Annotated in this window: 13 protein-coding genes; 9 read left to right on the top strand and 4 right to left on the bottom strand. The window is 67.2% G+C overall.

What is annotated here, in order from left to right:
- Positions 1-61: 61 nt before the first annotated feature.
- The 7 genes from ASF49_RS16650 to ASF49_RS16620 all read left to right on the top strand — a co-directional run bounded on the left by ASF49_RS16650 (position 62) and on the right by ASF49_RS16620 (position 8,640).
- A complete protein-coding gene (locus tag ASF49_RS16650) occupies positions 62-922 on the top strand; it encodes an NADP-dependent methylenetetrahydromethanopterin/methylenetetrahydrofolate dehydrogenase (RefSeq protein ID WP_056475264.1) in 861 nt (286 codons plus the stop codon).
- Between the two features lie 5 nt (positions 923-927).
- Entirely contained in the window at positions 928-1,569 is a 642-nt protein-coding gene (fchA, locus tag ASF49_RS16645; protein WP_056475261.1) for a methenyltetrahydrofolate cyclohydrolase, read from the top strand.
- 230 nt (positions 1,570-1,799) lie between these two features.
- Positions 1,800-2,978 carry a malate--CoA ligase subunit beta gene (locus ASF49_RS16640; RefSeq protein ID WP_056475259.1) on the top strand — a complete coding sequence of 393 codons (1,179 nt, stop codon included), beginning with the start codon at positions 1,800-1,802 and terminating at the stop codon, positions 2,976-2,978.
- Positions 2,979-2,998: 20 nt separating this feature from the next.
- A complete protein-coding gene (sucD, locus tag ASF49_RS16635; protein WP_056475256.1) occupies positions 2,999-3,892 on the top strand; it encodes a succinate--CoA ligase subunit alpha in 894 nt (297 codons plus the stop codon).
- 235 nt (positions 3,893-4,127) lie between these two features.
- Positions 4,128-6,887, top strand: a complete 2,760-nt coding sequence (locus ASF49_RS16630; RefSeq protein ID WP_056475252.1) for a phosphoenolpyruvate carboxylase — start codon at positions 4,128-4,130, stop codon at positions 6,885-6,887.
- A gap of 130 nt (positions 6,888-7,017) precedes the next feature.
- Positions 7,018-7,992 carry an HpcH/HpaI aldolase/citrate lyase family protein gene (locus ASF49_RS16625; RefSeq protein WP_056475251.1) on the top strand — a complete coding sequence of 325 codons (975 nt, stop codon included), beginning with the start codon at positions 7,018-7,020 and terminating at the stop codon, positions 7,990-7,992.
- 213 nt (positions 7,993-8,205) lie between these two features.
- Positions 8,206-8,640: a GlcG/HbpS family heme-binding protein gene (locus tag ASF49_RS16620; protein ID WP_056475247.1), complete on the top strand. Its 435-nt coding sequence runs from the start codon at positions 8,206-8,208 to the stop codon at positions 8,638-8,640.
- Between the two features lie 105 nt (positions 8,641-8,745).
- Here ASF49_RS16620 and ASF49_RS16615 read toward each other — a convergent pair whose 3' ends face one another.
- The gene (locus ASF49_RS16615) at positions 8,746-9,615 is read right to left on the bottom strand and encodes an outer membrane protein (RefSeq protein WP_056475244.1); all 870 of its coding nucleotides are present in this window, start codon (positions 9,613-9,615) and stop codon (positions 8,746-8,748) included.
- 231 nt (positions 9,616-9,846) lie between these two features.
- On the opposite strand from ASF49_RS16615, the gene ASF49_RS16610 reads away from it, so the two are divergent.
- The gene (locus tag ASF49_RS16610; RefSeq protein WP_056475241.1) at positions 9,847-10,026 is read left to right on the top strand and encodes a hypothetical protein; all 180 of its coding nucleotides are present in this window, start codon (positions 9,847-9,849) and stop codon (positions 10,024-10,026) included.
- Between the two features lie 131 nt (positions 10,027-10,157).
- Complete coding sequence (locus ASF49_RS16605; RefSeq protein WP_056475238.1) at positions 10,158-10,376, top strand: hypothetical protein; 219 nt, start codon at positions 10,158-10,160, stop codon at positions 10,374-10,376.
- A gap of 7 nt (positions 10,377-10,383) precedes the next feature.
- Here the strand turns inward: ASF49_RS16605 and ASF49_RS16600 are convergent, their stop codons facing one another.
- From ASF49_RS16600 to ASF49_RS16590, 3 genes are all read right to left on the bottom strand, one after another.
- Complete coding sequence (locus ASF49_RS16600) at positions 10,384-11,229, bottom strand: formate/nitrite transporter family protein (RefSeq protein ID WP_056475234.1); 846 nt, start codon at positions 11,227-11,229, stop codon at positions 10,384-10,386.
- 70 nt (positions 11,230-11,299) lie between these two features.
- Positions 11,300-12,058 carry a competence/damage-inducible protein A gene (locus tag ASF49_RS16595; RefSeq protein ID WP_056475231.1) on the bottom strand — a complete coding sequence of 253 codons (759 nt, stop codon included), beginning with the start codon at positions 12,056-12,058 and terminating at the stop codon, positions 11,300-11,302.
- 69 nt (positions 12,059-12,127) lie between these two features.
- Entirely contained in the window at positions 12,128-14,398 is a 2,271-nt protein-coding gene (locus tag ASF49_RS16590; RefSeq protein WP_056475228.1) for a lytic transglycosylase domain-containing protein, read from the bottom strand.
- Positions 14,399-14,527: the final 129 nt, after the last annotated feature.

The following is a 14,527-nucleotide window of genomic DNA, read 5'->3' as shown; positions in this document are numbered from 1 at the left end:
CGATCAATCGAGACCATACGCCAGCCGCGCCGAGCGCGGCACCGACAGGGATCCTAAGACAATGAAGAAGCTGCTGTTCCAATTCGATACCGACGCCGTCCCGAGCGTGTTCGACGTGGTCGTCGGTTACGATGGCGGCGCGGACCACATCACCGGCTACGGCAACGTGACCCCTGACAATGTCGGCGCCCTGGTCGACGGGACGATCTACACCCGCGGCGGCTCCGAGAAGAAGTCGACGGCGATCTTCGTCGGCGGCGGCAGCATGGCGGCCGGCGAGGCGGTCTTCGAGGCGGTGAAAAAGCGCTTCTTTGGTCCGTTCCGCGTCTCGATCATGCTGGATTCCAACGGCTCGAACACCACCGCCGCCGCTGGCGTCGCCCTGGTCCAGAAAGCCGCCGGGTCGCTGGAGGGCAAGAAGGCCGTCGTCCTCGCCGGCACCGGCCCGGTCGGCATGCGCTCGGCCGCCCTGCTCGCCCAGGAGGGCGCCGAAGTGACGCTCTGCGGGCGCTCGCTGGACAAGGCGCAGGCCGCCGCCGACCAGATCAACAAGCGGTTCAAGGTCAGCATCAAGGCCGCCGAGACCTCCGACGCAGCCTCGCGCGCGCAGATCGTCAAGGGCCAGAACATCGTGTTCTCGGCCGGCGCGATCGGTCTCGAGCTCCTGCCCGAAGAGGCCTGGAAGGACGAGGCCAGCATCGAGTTCGTGGCCGACTACAATGCACAGCCGCCGCTCGGCTTCGGCGGAATCGAGGCCATGGACAAGGGCAAGGACCGCCACGGCAAGAAGGTCTTCGGCGCGCTCGGCATCGGCGGTCTGAAGCTCAAGCTGCACCGCGCCTGCGTGGGCCAGCTCTTCGACAACACCGAGCAGGTGCTGGACGCCGAGGCGATCTACGCCCTCGCGAAGAAGATGGCCTGACCGCCATGGCCGCGAAAGAGAACGCCGCGAACGAGTCCATCCAGACCTTCCTCGACGGTCTGGCGAGCTCGGCGCCCACCCCCGGCGGGGGTGGTGCTGCCGCCATCTCCGGCGCCATGGGCGCCGCACTCCTCAGCATGGTGTGCAACCTCACCATCGGGAAGAAGAAGTACGTCGAGGTCGAAGAGGAGCTGAAGCAGATCCTCGCCCAGTCCGAGGCGCTGCGCACCGAACTCACCGGCATGATCGCCGACGACGTCGAGGCCTTCGACGCGGTGATGGGGGCCTACGGACTCCCCAAGGTCACGGACGAGGAGAAGGCGGCACGTCAGGAGAAGATCCAGGCCGCCCTCAAGGTCGCCACCGACGTGCCGCTCGCCTGCTGCCGCGCCTGCCGCAAGGTCATCGACCTCGCCCAGATCGTGGCCGACAAGGGCAACCTCAACGTCATCTCGGATGCCGGCGTCGCGGTGCTCTCGGCCCATGCCGGCCTGCGCAGTGCTGCCCTCAACGTCTACGTGAATGCCAAGGGCCTCGACGACCGCGCCTTCGCGGACGAGCGCCTGCGTGAGCTCGAAACCCTCCTGGCTTCGGCGGGTCCCCTCAACGAGTCGATCTACGAAATCGTGAAGGCGAAGGTGAACTGAGCGTCGGTCACGAACGCCGAGACGTCATGTGAAGTCAAACCGCGTGATCTGATATACCAAGAGCTGCTCCCGACGCCATCGGGGCAGCTCTTGTGCAAACTGAATACAGTCGAGCTGCCTTCAAGGCAGAGTGAACGAGGCTGTAAAAAAATATAAGTCGCCAAGGACTTTCCGTGAAGTGAAATTTACGAGACAGTCGCGGCAAGGAAGAAACGCCGAGGAGAACGCTCATGGACGTGCACGAGTACCAGGCCAAGGAACTGCTTGCCGGTTTCGGCGTCGCCGTTCCGAAGGGAGCTGTCGCCTTCAGCGCCGACCAGGCGGTCTATGCGGCCACCGAGCTCGGTGGCTCGTTCTGGGCGGTCAAGGCCCAGATCCACGCGGGCGCCCGCGGCAAGGCCGGCGGCATCAAGCTGTGCCGCACCTACAACGAGGTTCGCGACGCCGCCAAGGACCTTCTCGGCAAGCGCCTCGTGACCCTGCAGACCGGACCCGAGGGTAAGCCCGTCCAGCGCGTCTATGTCGAGACCGCCGATCCCTTCGAGCGGGAACTCTACCTCGGCTACGTGCTCGATCGGAAGGCCGAACGCGTCCGTGTCATCGCCTCCCAGCGCGGCGGCATGGACATCGAGGAAATCGCCGCCAACGAGCCCGAGGCCCTGATCCAGGTGGTCGTCGAGCCGGCGGTCGGCCTGCAGCAATTCCAGGCCCGCGAGATCGCGTTTCAGCTCGGCCTGAACATCAAGCAGGTCTCGGCCGCCGTGAAGACGATCATGAACGCCTACCGGGCGTTCCGCGACTGCGATGGCACCATGCTGGAGATCAACCCCCTCGTCGTCACCAAGGACGACCGGGTGCTGGCCCTCGATGCCAAGATGTCCTTCGACGACAACGCCATGTTCCGCAGGCGCAACATCGCCGACATGCATGATCCCTCGCAGGGCGACCCGCGCGAAGCCCAGGCCGCCGAGCACAACCTCTCCTATATCGGCCTCGAGGGTGAGATCGGCTGCATCGTCAACGGCGCAGGCCTCGCCATGGCCACCATGGACATGATCAAGCACGCCGGCGGAGAGCCCGCCAACTTCCTCGACGTCGGCGGCGGCGCCTCGCCGGACCGGGTCGCCACGGCCTTCCGCCTCGTCCTCTCCGACCGCAACGTCAAGGCGATCCTCGTCAACATCTTCGCCGGCATCAACCGCTGCGACTGGGTCGCCCAGGGCGTCATCCAGGCGGCGCGCGAGGTGAAGATCGACGTGCCCCTGGTGGTCCGTCTGGCCGGCACCAATGTCGAGGCGGGCCAGAAGATCCTGGCCGAGAGCGGCCTCGATCTCATCACCGCCGACAGCCTGTCGGACGCCGCGGCGAAGGCCGTCCAGGCCTGCGAAGCCGCCAAGAAAAGCCACTGAGACGCAGGGGAGGATACGTCATGAGCATTCTGATCGACGAGAAGACCCCGATTCTGATCCAGGGCATCACGGGCGATAAGGGCACCTTCCATGCCAAGGAGATGATGGAGTACGGCTCCAACGTCGTCGGTGGGGTCACCCCCGGCAAGGGCGGCAAGACCCATCTCGGCGTGCCGGTGTTCAACACCGTCAAGGAGGCCGTCGAGGCCACCGGCGCCACCACCTCGATCACCTTCGTGGCACCGCCTTTCGCGGCCGACGCCATCATGGAAGGCGCCGATGCCGGCCTCGCGCTGATCTGCTCGATCACCGACGGCATCCCGGCGCAGGACATGATGCGGGTGAAGCGCTACCTGCGCCGCTATCCCAAGGAGCGCCGGACCATGGTGGTCGGCCCCAACTGCGCCGGCATCATCTCCCCCGGCAAGTCCATGCTCGGCATCATGCCCGGTCACATCTACCTGAAGGGCAATGTCGGCGTGATCTCGCGCTCCGGCACCCTCGGCTACGAGGCCGCCGCCCAGATGAAGGCCGAGGGCATCGGCATCTCGACCTCGGTCGGCATCGGTGGGGACCCGATCAACGGTTCGTCCTTCCTCGACCACCTCGCCCTTTTCGAGCAGGACCCCGATACCCGGGCCGTGCTGATGATCGGTGAGATCGGCGGTCCGCAGGAGGCCGAGGCCTCGGCTTGGATCAAGGAGAACATGTCCAAGCCGGTGGTCGGCTTCGTCGCCGGCCTCACGGCTCCGAAGGGGCGCCGCATGGGCCATGCCGGCGCCATCATCTCCGCAACCGGCGATTCCGCCGCCGAGAAGGCTGAGATCATGCGCTCCTACGGCCTGACCGTGGCGCCGAGCCCAGGCGAGTTCGGCGCCACGGTGGCGCAGGTGATGCGCAAGCTCGCCGCCTGAGGCGAGACACTCCTCCCCCTCGATAGGGGGAGGGGCCTGCAGAGCAGGCGGGAGAGGGGCGCCACGTCCGGAGAGGGCGCTCCTCTACCCGACCCGCCTCGAGAGCGGTCCTCTCCCGCAGTGGGGGGGAGGGCAGGCGCAGTCCGTAGACTCTGATCGCTCAACGTCACCGCCTTCCCATCGCCCGCTTCCATCGCGGTCAGTCGGCGAAGAATTTTCCTCAAGGTGGCCTTCGATGACGGATACCCTTCACGCTCCCGTCGGAGCCGTCGACCACACCTTCGCGCCGCCCGTGATCACGGGCACCTCGTCGAAGGAAGCCCTCGACATCCTGTTCCATGCCCTTCTCGCCGTGGCGCGCCGGCACGAGCCCGAACTCGAGGACGTGCTGCATGGGCGCGCCAACATCTCGGACTTCTCGCCCGAACTTCTCGCCCGCGCCCTCCAGGTGCAGGGCATCTGGTTCCAGCTGCTCTCCATCGCCGAGCAGAACGCCGCCATGCGCCGGCGCCGGCAGGTGGAGCGGACCAAGGGCCGCGAGGCCCTGGGCGGAAGCTTCAGCGCCGTCCTGGCCGATGCGGCGGCCAGCGGCATCAAGGCGCCCGAGATCCACGCCCTGCTGAAGGACCTGCGGATCCGGCCGACGATCACGGCGCATCCCACCGAGGGCAAGCGGGTCACCGTGCTGGAGAAGTTCCGCCGGATCTACCTCGTGCTGCGTGAGTTGGAGCTGCCGCGCTGGACCGAGCGCGAGCGCAATGGCCTCATGAACGAGCTGCGCGACCAGATCGAGCTCGTCTGGATGACGGGTGAGTTGCACCTGGAGAAGGCGACCGTGGAGCGCGAGGTCGCCTGGGGTCTGCACTTCTTCGACGAGACGCTGTTCGAGATGCTGCCCGAGGTGCTCTACTCCCTGGAGGAGAGCCTGGCGCAGTATTATCCCGACGAGAAGTTCGAGGTGCCGCCTTTCTTCCAGTTCGGCTCCTGGATCGGCGGCGACCGCGACGGCAACCCCTACGTCACCTCCTCCGTCACCCGCGCCACCCTGCAGCGCAACGCACTCGCCTCCCTGCGGCGTTACCGCGACGGCGTCACCGCGCTCGGCCGCACGCTCTCCCTGACCGAGCGCTCGCTGCCGGTGCCGGAGACGTTCAAGGCGGCCCTGGCGCAGATGTTGACCGAGAGCGGAGACGGTCGCGCCATCGCCAGCCGCAACCCGGGCGAGGCCTATCGCCAGTTCCTCACCTGCGTCCTGCGCAAGCTCGAGGCGACCATCCTGCGCAACAAGGGCCAGCGCTCGACCGGGCCGGACTATCCGAGCGCGGACGGCCTGATCAACGACCTGCGCACCCTGGAGCAGGGGCTCGCCGACGCGAAGTGCCCGTCTCTGGCCGTCGATCTCGTGCGGCCGGTTCGGCGCATGGTCGAGATCTTTCGCTTCTCCACCGTCCGCCTGGATCTGCGCGAGAACACCACCCGCACGACGAAGACGCTGCAGGCTCTCTGGACACAGGCCAACGGGCAGAACCGAACGCCGCCGGACGTCGACTCGGCCGAGTGGAAGAAGTGGATCATCGACGAGCTGGCCCGGCCGCGCAGCGGCGAGCGGAGCTTCGAGAATCTGCCCGACGACGCCCGGGAGACCCTGGAAACCTTCGCGCTGGTCGGCGAGATGCGCGAGCAGCTCGACCGCGAAGCCTTCGGTTCGTTCATCCTGTCGATGACCCGCTCGGTGCAGGACATCCTCGGCGCCTACCTGCTCGCCAAGGAAGCCGGCAACTTCCTCGACGCCGCCGGCACCGAGATCTGCTGCCTGCCGATCGTGCCGCTGTTCGAGACCATCGACGATCTTCGCGCTGCGCCGGCGATCATGAAGGAGCTGTTCTCGATCCCCGTCGTGCGCCGGTCCACCCGCTGGCAGGGCGGCGTGCAGGAAGTCATGATCGGCTACTCGGATTCGAACAAGGACGGCGGCTTCGTCGCTTCGAACTGGGAACTCTACAAGGCGCAGGACAAGTTGACCCAGCTCGGTAAGGCCTCGGGCGTGCCGATCGCGTTCTTCCACGGCCGCGGCGGCTCGGTGAGCCGCGGCGGCGCCCCGACCGCGCGGGCCATCGCCGCCCAGCCGCCGGGCTCGATCAACGGCCGCTTCCGCACGACGGAGCAGGGCGAGGTCGTGTCGTTCAAATACGCCAACCGGGGCACCGCCGCCTACCAGATGGAGCTTCTTGCCTCCTCGGTCTTTCGGCACGCCCTGAAATCGGAGCGCGAGGCGGCCCGGACGCCGCGCAGCGAGTTCGACGACTGCCTCGAAGCCCTGTCGGGTGCCTCGCGCGCGGCCTACGTCAACCTGATCCAGCACCCCGACCTCGTGACCTATTTCGGGTCGGCGAGTCCGCTTGACGAGATCGCGCTCCTGAACATCGGGTCGCGGCCCGCACGCCGCTTCGGCGCGCGCTCGCTCTCCGACCTGCGCGCCATTCCCTGGGTGTTCGCTTGGTCGCAGAACCGCCACGTCATTACCGGCTGGTACGGCGTCGGCTCCGGGTTGAAGAGCTTCCTCGACGTACGCGGCCAGCAGGGCGAGGCACAGCTGCAGCGGCTCTTCGCCGAATCGAAGCCGTTCCGCCTCATCCTCGACGAGGTCGAGAAGACGCTGCTGATGGTCGATCTCGAGATCGCCCGCGACTACGCGAGCCTCGTCCCCGACGAGGGCGCGCGCAACAGCATCTTTCCGTTGATCGAGGCCGAGTACGCCCTGACTCGCGAGATGGCTCTGCGGGTCAGCGGCGGCAGCGAGCTCGCCGAGCGCTTCCCCTTGTTCCGCGACCGCCTCAATGGCCGTTTGCCGACCATCAACCAGGTCAGCCGGGAGCAGGTCGAACTGCTGCGCCGCTTCCGCTCGGAGGAGGACGAAGACCAGCGCGAGGCGGTGAAATCTGCCCTGTTGCTATCGATCAACTGTATCGCCGTCGGCTTCGGCGCGACGGGCTGACGAAATTGTAAGGGTACGGGCGGGGCTCCGCGGCCTTCGGGCTAGCGCGCGGGCCGGCCTCCATCGGTATGGTGGCCCGACTTTCGGGTCTCATGAACGTCCAGAACACGTCGAACAGGAAGGATACCCAATGAGCTTCACCCTGATCCAACAGGCGACCCCGCGTCTCCAGCGCTCGGAACTCGCCGTCCCCGGCTCCAACCCGACCTTCATGGAGAAGTCCGCGAGCTCGAAGGCCGACGTCATCTTCCTCGACCTCGAGGATGCGGTGGCTCCGGACGACAAGGAGCAGGCCCGCAAGAACATCATTCAGGCGCTCAACGACCTGGATTGGGGCAGCAAGACCATGATGATCCGCATCAATGGTCTCGACACCCACTACATGTACCGCGACGTCGTCGACATCGTCGAAGCCTGTCCGCGCCTCGACATGATCCTCATCCCTAAGGTCGGCGTGCCGGCCGACGTCTACGCCATCGACGTGCTGACGACTCAGATCGAGCAGGCCAAGAAGCGCGAGAAGAAGATCGGCTTCGAGGTGCTGATCGAGACGGCGCTGGGCATGGCCAATGTCGAGGCCATCGCCACCTCCTCCAAGCGCCTGGAGGCTATGTCGTTCGGCGTCGCCGATTACGCCGCCTCGACCCGCGCGCGCTCCACCGTCATCGGCGGCGTGAACAAGGACTTCTCGGTGCTCACCGACAAGGACGAGGCCGGCAACCGCGAGACCCATTGGCAGGACCCCTGGCTGTTCGCGCAGAACCGTATGCTGATCGCCTGCCGGGCCTACGGCCTGCGCCCCATCGACGGTCCGTTCGGCGATTTCTCCGATCCGGACGGCTACACCTCGGCAGCCCGCCGCTGCGCCGCTCTCGGCTTCGAGGGCAAGTGGGCGATCCACCCCTCGCAGATCGATCTCGCCAACGAGGTCTTCACCCCCTCCGAGGCCGAGGTCACCAAGGCCCGTCGCATCCTCGAGGCCATGGAAGAGGCCGCCAAGGCCGGCCGTGGTGCCGTCTCCCTCGACGGCCGCCTCATCGACATCGCCTCCATCCGCATGGCCGAGGCGCTGATCGAGAAGGCCAACGCGATGTCCGCCAGCTGAAGGCTCGGCGCGACGCACGAAGAGACCCATGACTCGGCCGCCCCTTCGAGGGCGGCCCTTTTGTTTCGGAAGCCGGATTTCGGCACCAGTCTGGACCGGCATTCGTTAGCCCGTGCCCGTCTGTGGCAAGATTTGTCGGACCCAACGCCGAGCCGGGCTCTCCGGCGGCCGCATGGCACGAGACCCTCACCAGGCATCCAGGGAGATTACAGCATGCACGTGACCATCGAAGACGCGCACAAGGCCATTGAAGCCGCCCGCGCAAAGGCCGTGGAACTCGGCACGCAGATGTGCATCGCCGTCGTGGATTCCGGAGGAAACCTCAAGGCCTTCTACCGGATGGATGGCGCCTGGGTCGGCTCCATCGACATCTCGCAGAAGAAGGCCAAGACCTCGGTGTTCTTCGGCATGATGACCGGCCAGATCGGCCAGCTCTCGCAGCCGGGCGGTCCGCTCTACGGCATCGAGCACTCGAACGACGGCCTCATCACCTTCCCGGGTGGTATCCCGATCGTGGACAAGGACGGTGAGATGTCTGGCGCGATCGGCGTCAGCGGCTCGACGGTGGAGAACGACCACGCGGTGGCGCTGGCCGGGGCCAGTTCCCTCGGCTCGACCGAACTGCCCGAGCATCCCTGGCGCACCTGATCCGCCTCCGACATCCCCGAACGGCAAAAAGCCCCACTCTCGCGAGCGGGGCTTCTCCTTGTGATCGCGGAAAGCGGCGTCCCCTGAGGGCCGCCGATCCAGACATTACATCGAGCCGAACTTGTAGTTGAAGCCAGCCTTGATGAGGTTGCCCTCGGTGTTGAAGCGCGAGGTGTACGAGCCGGTGGCCGGAGCGCCGAGACCAGTGTTGTTCACCAGAACGTTGCGGCTGCCGAGGTCGTAGCGAAGGTACTCGGCCTTCAGCGTGATCGCGCTGGCGCCGAGGAGGCCGCCGATGAAGTTGAAGCGGTTCAGGAAGCTGTCTGTGGGGATCGCATACTCGATGCCGCCGCCGTAGACGTAGCCCGTCTCCATGCCCTTGTAACGGCCGAAATAGGCGAGCTGATTGGCGGTGTTGAAGAAGTCGGCCTGATACTTGACGTCGCCGTAGGCGAAACCGCCGGTCCCGTAGACCAGGAACCGGTCGAAGGCGTAGCCGAGGCGGCCCTGCACGGTGCCGAGGTAGTTCAGACGGTTCCGGTAGCTGCTTGGATCCGGGATGAAGCCGTTCTGGGCGATGGCCGGACCGAAGTAATCGCGACGCTTACCGATGTCGGTCCAGGTCACATTAGCCTCGGCGCCGACGACGAAGCCGGAGCCCGGGGTCAACTGATAGTTATAGCCGATGCCGCCGCCGACATTGCCGATGCCGTCCTGCTCAGCCTTGAAGCTGGGAGCGCGCCGGCCGAGGGCGACGTTCGTGGAGGTGTTCAGGTTGTTGCCGACCGTACGAATGGTCTGGTTGTCGCTGAACGCATACGAGCTGTGGGTGCCGATGTAGAAACCGGTCCAGGTGAAGACCGGCACCGGCACGAAGACCGGCGGCGGCGCCTGACGGCGCGGAAGGTCGGCGGCATGGGCCGCGCCGAGGGCAACGAGCGAAGCAGCGCCGGCCAGAAGGAATTTTGCGATCATCGGGGTGTCTGTCCCAGGGTCGGAGGATTGCCGTCAAGCTACCCGGGGTTGTCACGACGCACTATGCCCCACAGGACACACCCCCTTCGGAAGCGTCAGGTAGCGGACCGATTTTCGCCGCATCGCGGATTCTGCCGCGATCGGATGGTGCGGTGCGGAGGCCGACAACGGCTGGTTAAGTACGTTGCGCTATCCCGGATCGGCAACCCTCCAGCCGTGACAGGAGCGACGATGACACGGGACCAGCTCGCCGCCGAACTGAAGCGCATCGCGACCGACCAGGTCAGCGACATCGAGCGTGCGGTCAAGGACGGCCACAAGACGATCGCCCTCAACGAGATCGCAGACCTCAACCGCAACTTGAAAGCTCTGGCGGCCGCCGTGAAGGGCAGGGGACTGGTTCGCGCGTGACGGCGGTGCCGGCACATCTTCGTGCGCCGGCCCCCTCGACGGATCGTTCCTTCGGAAAAGCTCCGCGACCCAGTTGACCATTCGGAGCCATCCGCCGCATGTTCCTGATGTGTTCTCATTCAGGATCGTCGATGCAGTCCCGCCCCACCCCCGCGCCCACCTGGATCGCGCCGGCGGAGGCGATCGTCGCCGCCTACTTGGAGGAGGCGGCGGGCGACGCGATCCTGGCCCTGCACCGCGCCGTTGCCGATGCCCTGACCGATCTGTGCGAGGCTGAGCGGCGAACGCTTCGGCGAGATCGGCTGATCTCCCACGGCTACGCCCGGGGGCAGCCCGACCGGGTCGATTGATGGCGGGTCACGCCTCGCCGTCGGAGGCCTTCTGCTCCTCGACCTCCGGGGCGACCTGTCCGAAGTTCAGCACCGCCACCAGGGCGGTCCCACCGAAGACGTTGCCGATGAGCGTCGGCAGGAAGAATCGCCAGGCATAGTCGACCATCGTCGCCTGGCCGGCGAAGACGAGGTAGAATGCGTCGACCGAGCCGGCGACGATGTGGCTGAGTCCGCACATCGAGACCAGCCAGGTGATGAGGATGATGACGAACGGCGCGGCCGAGCCCGTCGCCGGCAGCATCCACACCATCAGGGCGATGAGCCAGCCGGCGAAGACGGCTTTGATCACCGTGGTGCCGAAGGCAGATCCGATGGCGTGCTGGCTGAGCGCCGAGAACGCGGCGTGGACGCGCGGCTCGAAGGCATCCGAATAGGCGAGCACTGCCGCGATCGCCGCTGTCGCCACGATGTTGCCCGTCAGCACGATTCCCCAGAGCCGGAGGACCCGTCTCAGAGTGGTCCGGCTCCGGTCGTGCAGCAGCGGCAGGATCGGCGTCAGCGTGTTCTCGGTGAACAGCTGCTGGCGACCCAGGACGACGATGAGGAAGCCGGTGGCGTAGCCGAGGCTCGTGATCAGGACGGCCCAGGGCGCCTCGGGCAGGTGCGCCTTCAGCACGCCGGGCACGATGAGGGAGAATCCCATCGTCAGACCGGCGGCGACGGCCGACAGCAATAGGGCACTACCCCGGCGGCGGAGTTCCTCGTCGCCCTCGAGACGGATGACCTCGTGCAGCACGAAGGCATCGGGCCGACCGATCTCCGCGACGGTCTCGGCCATCGTGTCGACCCCGTCCTCGCGCTCATCGACCATCACATCTGCTCCCGGTGTCCCTCGATCGGTGAGGGCCGCTCGGATGGAAGCGCGTCGGGAGCGCGGAAGTTCAGGCGGGTGAGCCGCCGCGCAATTCGCCAAGGAGCGCATCCACCTCGGCCCGGGCGGCTGCCAAAGCCGCGGCGTCCCGGCCGCGCACGACGATCCGGTTGGCAAATCCATTCGGCGTCATCGACGGATAGGAGCCGATCGAGACCGTCGCGTGGGCCTTGGCGATGGCCGCGAGGCCTCCCGCATAGGTGCCTTCGGGCAGGTTGCCGGCCTCGATGGTCTCCGACAGCACCTTGGCACCGGTCGCCAGGGTCGGTCCGACATTGTCGAGCATGGCCTGCATGATACCCGGCACGCCGGCCATGACGATGACGTTGCCTAGGCGGAAGCCCGGCGCCTTGGAGACCGGATTGGCGATGAGGTCGGCCCCGGCCGGAATGCGGGCCATGCGCAGGCGCGCCTCGTTCAGGTCCTCGGGCCGGTGGCGCTCCAGCAGCATCGCCTTCGCGCGCGGGTCGACGTCGATCGACACGCCGAAGGCGGCGGCGACGCAGTCGGCCGTGATGTCGTCGTGGGTCGGGCCGATGCCGCCAGTGGTGAACAGATAGGTGTAGGAGCCTCGCAGGGCATTGATGGCGGCAATGATGCAGTCGGCCTCGTCGGGCACGATACGCACTTCCTTCAGATCGACGCCGATGGCGGTGCAGTAATCCGCGATGGTGCCGATGTTCTTGTCCTTGGTGCGCCCGGACAGGATCTCGTCACCGATGACCAGGACGGCGGCGGTGATGGCGGCGGATTCGATGGGTTCGGGCACGGCGGATCCAGGGTAGGCGGGGGAGACCCTACCAAGTAGCGCGGCCGTGCCCGCCTGACCACGCGACCTTCAGCGCGCTCCGCGCTGAAGGTCGCCATCGATGAGGAGGGCGCTCTTGCCGTCGAGGCGATTGCGGTAGACTTGCAGGTTCTCCATCACCCGCTGAACGTAGTTGCGCGTCTCGGTGAAGGGGATGCGCTCGACCCAGTCGATTGGATCGACTCCGCCCTTGCGCGGGTCGCCGTAGGCGTCGATCCACTTCTTCACGTTGCCGCCGCCGGCATTGTATGAAGCGAAGGCGAGGATGTACGAGCCGCGCCAATCTTCCATCAACTCGCCGAGATGGGCCTGCCCAAGACGGGCATTGTAGGCGGGGTCGCTTGTCAGACGGTCGGTGTCGAAGCTCGCGCTGACCCGGCGCGCGGTGCGCTGGGCGGTGGCCGGCATCATCTGCATCAAGCCGCGTGCGCCGACGCTGGACTGGGCCTGCGGGTCGAACTGGCTTTCCTGCCGAGCGATGGCGAAGACCATCGCCTTCTCCACGAGGGGCACGGCGGAGGAGGCCTCGTAGTTCGGGATGCCGATGGTCGGGTAGGCATGCGCGTCGAGGGGCAGACCGCGCTGGACAGCGATCTTGCCGATGGCCACCAGGGCGCGGGAGTTGCGCTGCTCGGCGGCGACGTTTCCGAGCGCTTCCAGCTCGGCCGCATCGGTGAGGCGGTTGGCGGTGTCGATGTAGAGGGGCAGGGCCAGGTCGCGGATCGCAGCCGCCTCGAGCATCTTCAGGGCCCGGACATAGAGGCGCTGATCGAAAGCGGCCTGTTGGGCGGTATCGAGCGCAGGGATGCTGCGCAGCGACAGGCTGGAGCGTCCGAGCTTCGTCCGCGCCAGCTGTCCGTAATACGCGATCGGCTGGAGGGCGGCGCGCTCGTAGAAGGCCTTGGCGGCCTCGGCCTGGCCGAGGGCCTCGGCGGCGCGGCCCTGCCAGTAGGCGGTGCGGGCCAGGGAGATCGGTGTTTCGGCGATCCGGGCCGCTTCGGCGAAGTGCAGCGCCGCCTTGGCGGCGTCGTCCTGGAACCGCAGCGCGATCCAGCCGGCGTGGAATTCGGCCTCGATCCGCTTCTCGACGGTGCGGGCGCAGGGCGCGCGGGCCACCGCGTAGGCGGCGCCCGGGTCGTTGCTGTCGATGAGCTTGCGCGCGACGATTCGGCGCTCGACCCACCACTCGTCGCCGTCGACCAGGACGTCAGGATTCGAGGGTGCCGTGGCGAGCATCGCGGCCGCTTCAGCGAACTTGTCGTGCCGGCGCAGGTACTGCGCCCGCGACAGGATGTAGGACGAATCGCTCCGCAGGGACGGGGGGACCGCGTTGAGGGCGGAGGGGGCCGCCGAACTCTTGTCCTCGACGGCCCGGCGGGCGCGAACCAGGGTCGCGTAGCTGCCGCCGGCCAAGGTCGCGGCCCGACCGGCGGTGTCGTAATCCTCCTTCAGCAGCGCGCGCTCCATCCGGTAGCGGTGGTCGATCCGCGTCAGGGTCGTCGGAAAGGCGTCGAGGACCTTCGCCTCGAGATTTCGGCCGAAAGTCTCGGAACGCCACAGGTCGCGGACCAGGGCCGCGGCGTCCTCGTCGAGGCCGTCCGCCTTGGAGGCCAGCGCCAGGGCGAACTTGCCCGGCGCACTCGCGGGCCGCGAGGCGGCGAAGAAGGCTCTCACGGTTGCAGGATTGCGACGCTCGGTGAGCAGGGCCTCCTCGGCTCGGCGCCGAAGGAGGGGGCCGGCCGGCCAGTCCGGATTGCTGCGGGTGAACGCGACCGTGCGCTCGAAGCCGATGCCGGCCCCAGCCCGGATCGCCACCCATTCGAGGAGGGCGCGCGCCGCCGGATCCTTGAAGCCGTCCCGCAGCCGGTCGCCCTCGGAGACACGCCCCTTGCGATAGGCGTCGATCGCCTGGCGCAGAGCCGGCAAGTCGATCTCGGGCGCCACCTGCGCCGCCCGGCTCAAGTCGGGCACTTCCGGGACGGGCGCCGCCGGGGAGACGGTGGCGTCCGGCATCGGAAAGGCAATTCCGGCCTCGGGATCGGCCGAGGCGTAGGCCTTCGCGGCAGCGGGGAGGCCCTGGCTCGGCGCGGCCTCGGGCGACTTCGCCTCGATCTTCAGGGCATCTGCCGCCGTCGGGTCTGCGACCTTGGCCTCCGGGAGGGCGGAGGAGGGGGCCACCGCGTCGCTGGCCGGGCGTAGGCTCGGGGCATCCGCCTCCGGGCCGGAGGAGGCCGCGATGGCTCCGGCCGAAACCAGGCTGAAGGCCAGCATCAGGGCTGCGCGCTGCGTCGAGAACACCATGGTTCTTCCAGTCCCATCACCGTGGACAGGCCTTCAAGCTCACCCAGAGGGCATTAAGAAGGCATTAACCCCGTAAAAGCAGCGTTTGCGCCGGTGGGGGCGAGGGCCTATGTCTGCCCGTCCGCGCGA

The organism is Methylobacterium sp. Leaf104 (assembly GCF_001422885.1).
Taxonomy (GTDB): domain Bacteria; phylum Pseudomonadota; class Alphaproteobacteria; order Rhizobiales; family Beijerinckiaceae; genus Methylobacterium.
The sequence above is the reverse complement of the archived record's forward strand: the minus strand, read 5'-3'. Positions and strand labels throughout refer to the sequence as shown.

What these genes read in the sequence shown, in the direction of transcription:
- ASF49_RS16650 (WP_056475264.1), top strand. Translation starts at nt 62, where the DNA reads ATGAAGAAGCTGCTGTTCCAATTCGATACCGACGCCGTCCCGAGCGTG.
- fchA (WP_056475261.1), top strand. Translation starts at nt 928, where the DNA reads ATGGCCGCGAAAGAGAACGCCGCGAACGAGTCCATCCAGACCTTCCTC.
- ASF49_RS16640 (WP_056475259.1), top strand. Translation starts at nt 1,800, where the DNA reads ATGGACGTGCACGAGTACCAGGCCAAGGAACTGCTTGCCGGTTTCGGC.
- sucD (WP_056475256.1), top strand. Translation starts at nt 2,999, where the DNA reads ATGAGCATTCTGATCGACGAGAAGACCCCGATTCTGATCCAGGGCATC.
- ASF49_RS16630 (WP_056475252.1), top strand. Translation starts at nt 4,128, where the DNA reads ATGACGGATACCCTTCACGCTCCCGTCGGAGCCGTCGACCACACCTTC.
- ASF49_RS16625 (WP_056475251.1), top strand. Translation starts at nt 7,018, where the DNA reads ATGAGCTTCACCCTGATCCAACAGGCGACCCCGCGTCTCCAGCGCTCG.
- ASF49_RS16620 (WP_056475247.1), top strand. Translation starts at nt 8,206, where the DNA reads ATGCACGTGACCATCGAAGACGCGCACAAGGCCATTGAAGCCGCCCGC.
- ASF49_RS16615 (WP_056475244.1), bottom strand. Translation starts at nt 9,615, where the DNA reads ATGATCGCAAAATTCCTTCTGGCCGGCGCTGCTTCGCTCGTTGCCCTC.
- ASF49_RS16610 (WP_056475241.1), top strand. Translation starts at nt 9,847, where the DNA reads ATGACACGGGACCAGCTCGCCGCCGAACTGAAGCGCATCGCGACCGAC.
- ASF49_RS16605 (WP_056475238.1), top strand. Translation starts at nt 10,158, where the DNA reads ATGCAGTCCCGCCCCACCCCCGCGCCCACCTGGATCGCGCCGGCGGAG.
- ASF49_RS16600 (WP_056475234.1), bottom strand. Translation starts at nt 11,229, where the DNA reads ATGGTCGATGAGCGCGAGGACGGGGTCGACACGATGGCCGAGACCGTC.
- ASF49_RS16590 (WP_056475228.1), bottom strand. Translation starts at nt 14,398, where the DNA reads ATGGTGTTCTCGACGCAGCGCGCAGCCCTGATGCTGGCCTTCAGCCTG.